This window comes from Chitinophaga sp., assembly GCF_035564935.1.
In the GTDB taxonomy this organism is placed as follows: Bacteria; Bacteroidota; Bacteroidia; order Chitinophagales; family Chitinophagaceae; genus Chitinophaga.
Genome location: NZ_DATMTE010000108.1, coordinates 1 through 6,710 on the forward strand (window position 1 = coordinate 1; position 6,710 = coordinate 6,710).

At 46.3% G+C, this 6,710-nt stretch carries 4 protein-coding genes; all 4 read left to right on the forward strand.

What is annotated here, in order from left to right:
* Positions 1-215 precede the first annotated feature (215 nt).
* From VN105_RS02905 to VN105_RS02920, 4 genes are read left to right on the forward strand one after another with little or no spacing between them, the layout of a single operon-like run.
* On the forward strand, positions 216-1,124 hold the full coding sequence (locus VN105_RS02905) for a bestrophin family protein (RefSeq protein WP_325637742.1): 909 nt from the start codon (positions 216-218) through the stop codon (positions 1,122-1,124).
* Between the two features lie 54 nt (positions 1,125-1,178).
* Entirely contained in the window at positions 1,179-2,642 is a 1,464-nt protein-coding gene (locus tag VN105_RS02910; protein WP_325637744.1) for a DUF3375 domain-containing protein, read from the forward strand.
* Positions 2,643-2,646: 4 nt separating this feature from the next.
* Complete coding sequence (locus VN105_RS02915) at positions 2,647-3,237, forward strand: DUF4194 domain-containing protein (RefSeq protein WP_325637746.1); 591 nt, start codon at positions 2,647-2,649, stop codon at positions 3,235-3,237.
* Positions 3,218-6,607: an ATP-binding protein gene (locus VN105_RS02920; RefSeq protein WP_325637748.1), complete on the forward strand. Its 3,390-nt coding sequence runs from the start codon at positions 3,218-3,220 to the stop codon at positions 6,605-6,607. Before VN105_RS02915 ends, VN105_RS02920 begins: the two co-directional genes overlap by 20 nt.
* Positions 6,608-6,710: the final 103 nt, after the last annotated feature.

The following is a 6,710-nucleotide window of genomic DNA, read 5'->3' on the forward strand; positions in this document are numbered from 1 at the left end:
TAAATAGTTGGTTTCTAATATCTTTGAGCGAAAAATATTTTTTAGAAAGATAAAAACAGGCGGTATTTCATGCCAGTGGCTAAACCTTTACTGCGTGTACCCGTTATTGTTATAAGCGCCCGCATCCGGTAACCCTTGTTAAAAAAAAACGGCTGGAATTTGCCAGGATAAATCCGGATAGCCTAATTTACAGTAGCCCATAAAAAGAAAAATATATGCTGCTGAAACAAAGACTATCGCTCAGCCAGATCTTTTCCTTTACCTGGAAGGTAGATCTCATGCTGCTCGGATGTTGTACCCTGGTATATTTCCTCGATTCGCGCTGGCTGGTAGCACATATTAATATCCCTATAGCCGTATCTACCGTGCTGGGTACCGCTATTGCCTTTTTTATCGGCTTTAATAATAACCAGGCGTACGACCGCTGGTGGGAAGCCCGCAAAATATGGGGAGCGCTGGTAAATGATTCCCGCACCTGGAGCAGATCTATACTCAATTATCCCTCCCAGGATGCATCACCGGAAACCAAAGCACTGGCCCGGCACATGATTTACCGGCACCTGGCCTTCGTTTATGCCCTTAAAACCGTGCTGCGCAAACGGCCCGATGATTACTACACCCGTTACCTCACCACCGGGGAAATCGAAGAAGTACAAAAACAAAATAATATTCCCAATGCCATCCTGAACCTCCAAACCCGCGATCTGCAACAATTAAAGAACTCCGGTAGCATCGACGGCTTTACTTTCATAGAACTGAACCAGCTCCTGGTAAAGTTCTGCGATTATATGGGCCAGTCGGAAAGGATCAGGAACACCGTATTTCCCCCCAGCTATTTATATTTTACAAAGATGTTTATCTGGTTTTATGTGATCATGAATACACTCATGATGACAGAATCCATCGGCGCATGGGCCATTCCCTTTGGATGGATGTTCGGCTTCGTATTCCACGTTACCCACCTGAACGGCATTACCCTCATGGATCCTTTTGATTTTCAACCGCTGGCCATTCCGCTCGACAGCATCTCCCGGACCATTGAGATCAACGTGATCCAGCTCCTGGGAGACGAACCGGTGCCCGCCCCCGTACAACCACGGCAGGACGGACTTTATGTAATGTAAAACCAACCGGAAACGCATTCACTTTGTAATACGTAATTCCGTATTTTTACACCCATGACGTATGACCAATTATGTAATCTATATGCCCAGTCAGTTACCCTCAAGATACTACGGGCACGTAGCGCGCCAATGATGCTGTCATTTTTTCATTATACATTCAAGGAAAAAAACCATACCACCATTTCCAATGTGGAACTGGTAACCCGCTTATCCGACTACCTCGGCGTAACCGGCTACCGCGCCACAGATGATGAAATAGACGCTACCAGCCTGCTGGAACACGATGATGTGAAAGCCAGGAAATATATCGATCAATGGAGCAATAAAGGCTTCCTCCGCAAATACCCCGATGACGACGGACTGGATATCCATGAGCTGAGCAGCGACATGGAAAAAGTAATGCACTGGGTATCTACCCTCCAGAAAAGAGAGTTTGTGGGCACAGAAAGCCGCTTCAAAGACATCTTCTCCAAACTCAAAGAGCTGATAGACCAGAGCAATAAAAACCCGGAACAAAGGATCCAGGAACTGGAGAAAAAAAAATATGAAATAGAACAGGAAATAAAAGCCATTACCATCACCGGTAAAGTACAGGTGTTCGACGATACCCAGATCAAGGAGAGGTTCTACGATGTAAACCGCATGTCGCGCGAGCTCCTGAGCGATTTCAAAGAAGTAGAACAAAACTTTGAACAGATCACCCAGGAAATTTACCGCAAACAAAGCGAAAGAGATATCGCGAAAGGCGCCCTGCTGGCTTATACGCTCGACTCCTTCGAAGCCCTCCGCCAAAAAGACCAGGGCAAAAGCTTTTACTCTTTCTGGCAATTCCTCATGGACGAACATAAACAGGAGGAAATGCGCGACATGATCGAAAAGCTCTACACCCTGCTCGAAGAACGGAACATCGAATATAAAAATGACCGCTTCTTAAAAAAACTTAAACAATTCCTCCACGCCTCCGGTAAAAAAGTAATTGATGCCAACAAAAAACTGAGCGATAAACTCAGCCGCGTACTCAGCGAAAACAATCTTACCGATCGCCGGATAGCCCTGGAACTGATCAACGATATCAGGCAACTGGCCTTTCAATCGCTGGAGAATCCGCCGGGTGAGGAATTTTTTATAGAGATAGAAAGCGATCCTGAAATAGACCTCCTCGACCGATGGGATATGGCGGAAGAGAAAAAACCCAACATCGAAGTGGAATTTCCCGAAGGAATGGGCGGTACCGAGTTTGACGATAATGACCTGAATGCATTGTTCAACCATTTTAATATAGACCGTACCCTGCTGGAAGACCGCATCTCCACACAACTGGAAAACAAAAAGCAGGTAAGCCTGAAAGAACTGGTAGAAATTTATGGCGCCGAAAAAGGGCTCACAGAACTCATTACCTATTTTTCCATCGCCAGCCAGTCGGCCCACCACATCATCCTGGAAACCCCGGATCCGGTAACGCTGGGCAGCCGTACCATCAATATGCCCATGGTACTGTTCACAAATTCACAAAACTAACATCATGGCCGAGAAAAATATATCTCCCTTTGCACACGTGTTTCTAAAACTCATGCAGGGACCTGTATACGAAGAAGATAAATCTTACTGGAAAGATCTGCTGGGATGGCAAACAGAACTCAGCAAATACCTGCAGCAAACAGGCTTACAACTGGTGATAAATGAATCCGACGGGTTTGCACGCATCGTTCAACCCGAAACAGATGATACCACCGATAAGCCATTGCCACGCCTCATGCGCAAAACCCGGCTCACTTACGAAGCCACACTGCTATGCATTGTACTCCGGGAAGCCCTCGATGAATTTGATATCCAGGGCAATGGTACCCGTCTTTTTATGACGCAGAAAGAAATCAAGGAAAGACTCGCACTCTTCTTCAAAGAACGACACAACAAATCAAAACTGCTGAAAGATCTCAACAAACCTATCAACAGCCTCTTAAATGTAGGCGTGCTGAAAACTACCCGGGAGGACGCTGCCAACAAGGAACTGCATCAATACGAGGTAAAAAGGATCATCAAAGCACTGGTGAATAACGAGAAACTGGAAGAAATAAAATCAAAATTAAAACTGCATGTCCACCCTGTTCAATAGTGATTCAAAAGAAAGTGGATTCCGGTTGCAATATTTTGAAATATACAACTGGGGCACTTTTCACAATAAAATATATCGCGTTAATACCAACGGAAATACTTCCCTGCTCACCGGCGCAAACGGTAGCGGTAAAACCACCCTGATCGATGCCCTTCTGACATTGCTGGTACCATCCGGCAAAAGGTTTTATAATCAATCGTCCGGTACGGAACAACGGCGCGACAGGGGAGAAGAATCCTACTTCTGGGGCTACTACGGTAAAACATTCTCCGAAGAATCCCAACAGTCAAAAACAGACCAGCTGCGTCATAAGGAAAACAATCCCTACTCTGTGCTGCTGGCCTATTTTTACAATGCGGCTACCATGCACCAGATCACACTGGCACAGGTAAGATGGTACTCCGGTGAAATGAAACGACAGTTCATCGTTTCGCCACATAAACTCAATATCAACGAGCATTTCGGTAACGGCAAATTTGATGTGAAAGGCGACTGGAAAAAAAGACTGCGCCTTGAGTTTCCAAAAACAGAGATCACCGACAGCTTTAAGGAATACGCAGCACTGTTCAGCAACATCTTCGGACTGCGAAGTGAAAAGGCCCTGTCGCTCTTTAACCAAACCGTTGGTATCAAGGTACTCGGCGATCTGAACACATTTATCCGCGGACAGATGCTGGAAGAAACAGACAGCGAAAGCGAATTTCTGAAACTGCGCGAAAACTATGATAGCTTACTCACCAGTCACCGCGCTATCCAGAAAGATGAAACCCAGCTGAAACTACTGGAGCCCATCATCGAAAACCGTGCATCCTGGCAACAACTGCAGGACAGGAACCGGGAACTGCAAATGCTCCAGGATCTCCTCCCTTCATGGTTCAATAAACAGGAAAAAGATATCCTGGAAAGAGAACTGGAATCTTTACAAAAAGAACAACAGGTAACTACCCGCCATCTCACGGGCATCAACGAACAACTCCAGTCGCTTCACCTGCGCAAAGACGAACTGATAGCGCAGAAGGCGAATAACAGTGTAGACGAACAACTGCGCTCTATTGAAAAATCCATCCACTACGAACAAAAAGCCATGGAGGCCAAACGTAATAAGATGGAAGAATACAATATGCTCACAGACCGGCTGGAACTGGCTCCCAACCCCGATGAACAACAGTTCCACGAAAATATTGCCGGCGCTGAACAAATGAAAACAGCGCACGATAAACAACTGGAAACATTACAGGAAGAAATTTTTCATCATAAAAGCAGCCTGGCCGCGGAAAGATCTCAGATATCAAAACTTGAAGAGGAAATAGATTCCTTCCTTCACCGGAAAAATAATATTCCGTATGAACTGATCCGTATCCGTCAGCAGCTGGCAAATATGCTGGACATCCAGGAAGATGACCTGCCTTTTGCCGGTGAACTCATCAGGGTAAAAGATGCGGAACTCCATTGGGAAAACGCCATCGAAAAAGTACTGCATAACTTCGGTCTGCGTCTCCTCGTGCCGGAAGAGTATATACTGGATATCAACCGCTATATCAACTCCAACAACCTGCAAACCCGCCTCGTATACCACAAAGTAGAAGAGGAGAGTTATACGATGTTGCGGATGCCTTCTGAAAAAGAAAGCCTCTTACAAAAAATAGAGATCAAACCGGGCACCATCTTCAAAGAATGGCTGCAAAGCCAGCTGCTCGACCAGTTTGACTATACCTGTACCGACGACATGGCCGTGTTTAACCGCTGCAGGAAAGCGGTTACTTCCAACGGGCTAACGCGGCAGGCTACACGCCACGAAAAAGATGACCGCCCCAACCGCTCCCAGCAAAATAATTATGTACTGGGATGGAACAATAAAAATAAATTACGCCTGTTAAAAGAACAACAGGATGAATGCAACAGCAATATTGAAACGCTGCAGCATAGCGTTTCTAAACTGGAAGATAGCAGGAAAGCCATTGCAAATATCAATGCATTGCTGAATGCCTTGCTTTCGCTGCATAACTACAGCGAAATCAACTGGCAAACCCATGCCGGCGTTATTGAATCTTTCGCCCGTGAAAAAGCGGCGCTGCTCAAAACCAGCGATAAATACCAGGTGATCTGCGATCAGCTGGACGAAGCGGTACTGCAAATACAGGAGAAAGAAAAAGAAAAGGAAACGAAGCTCCAGGAAAAGGGCCGCCTGGATGACAAAGCCGCAGAAAAGCTACGTCATTTCAACCAACTGAAAGTGAACAAACTGGACGATATTTCACTTCAATACGTGCTGGAATATCTTTCCGACCTGTCGCTGACCGAACCGGCTGAAACCACCATTGAACTGGCCTCCTACCGTAAACGCGCCAATGATAATATGCAGGCCACCCTGCACGATGCCATGCGTCTCTCCGCGGAAAAAGAAGCGGAAATCACCCGGCAGCTGGCGGCCTTTGTAATGCCGCCGAAAGCCATTCACGACACCTTCCCCGACTGGCTGGGCGATGTAACCGACCTCCAGCCGCATGTGAAATACCTGGATGAATTTACCGCGCTGTATGAGCGCATTAAATTCCAGCGGCTCATTGAGCACAAGGAACGGTTCCGTAAATATATGGACACCAGTATGCTCAATGCCATCACCAACTACCGGGCATGGATATACGGACAGGAAGATCTTATCCGCGAGGTAATGGAAGATCTGAACGAACCGTTACGCAACATCACCTTCAATAAAAACCCGGATACCTACCTCCAGCTGGAATGCCGGCATGTACGCGATGTGGAGATCCGTAACTTCAAAGAAAAACTGAGCAACGCAGTACCGGATTCCTTTAAGTATCATCTCGAAAAAGATGAAGCTTACGGCGACCAGCTGTTTGAAAACATCAAACTGCTTATCACGGAACTACAGCAAAATGAAGCATGGCGGCGCAAAGTAACAGATGTACGCAACTGGCTCGACTTCGGTGCAAAAGAATTTTATGTAGCAGACAATAAGGCTTTCAAATATTATGAAGATACTGCCAGTCTTTCCGGTGGTGAAAAAGCACAATTCACCTACACCATCCTGGGCGCCGCTATTGCCTACCAGTTTGGTATCAATGAAGCCAACCGCCAGCACCGCAGCCTGCGCTTCATCACGGTGGATGAAGCCTTCAGTAAACTGGATCCTGAAAAGAGTCACTATCTCATGGAATATTGCGGCCAGCTGAACCTGCAGCTACTGGTAGTAACGCCGCTGGATAAACTGAATATTGCAGAACCTTACATTCATGCCTGTCACTTTGTGGCGAATAAGAACAAACGCGATTCCGTGGTATACAACTTCACCATGGAAGAGTACCGCGACAGGAAGCAGGAGTTCGAGTCAATGGCGGCGATGTCCTAAGCGTAGGTATCGCCTTCGGCGGTTGTCTTGGAACACTGATTACGCTGATTTTGATGATTTGTTTGATTTTATTTTTATAGGGAGATATAAAGCGAATAGATCC

Bases quoted from the DNA above. Each gene is read 5' to 3' on its own strand.
- VN105_RS02920 (WP_325637748.1), top strand. From the start codon at position 3,218: ATGTCCACCCTGTTCAATAGTGATTCAAAAGAAAGTGGATTCCGGTTG.
- VN105_RS02915 (WP_325637746.1), top strand. From the start codon at position 2,647: ATGGCCGAGAAAAATATATCTCCCTTTGCACACGTGTTTCTAAAACTC.
- VN105_RS02905 (WP_325637742.1), top strand. From the start codon at position 216: ATGCTGCTGAAACAAAGACTATCGCTCAGCCAGATCTTTTCCTTTACC.
- VN105_RS02910 (WP_325637744.1), top strand. From the start codon at position 1,179: ATGACGTATGACCAATTATGTAATCTATATGCCCAGTCAGTTACCCTC.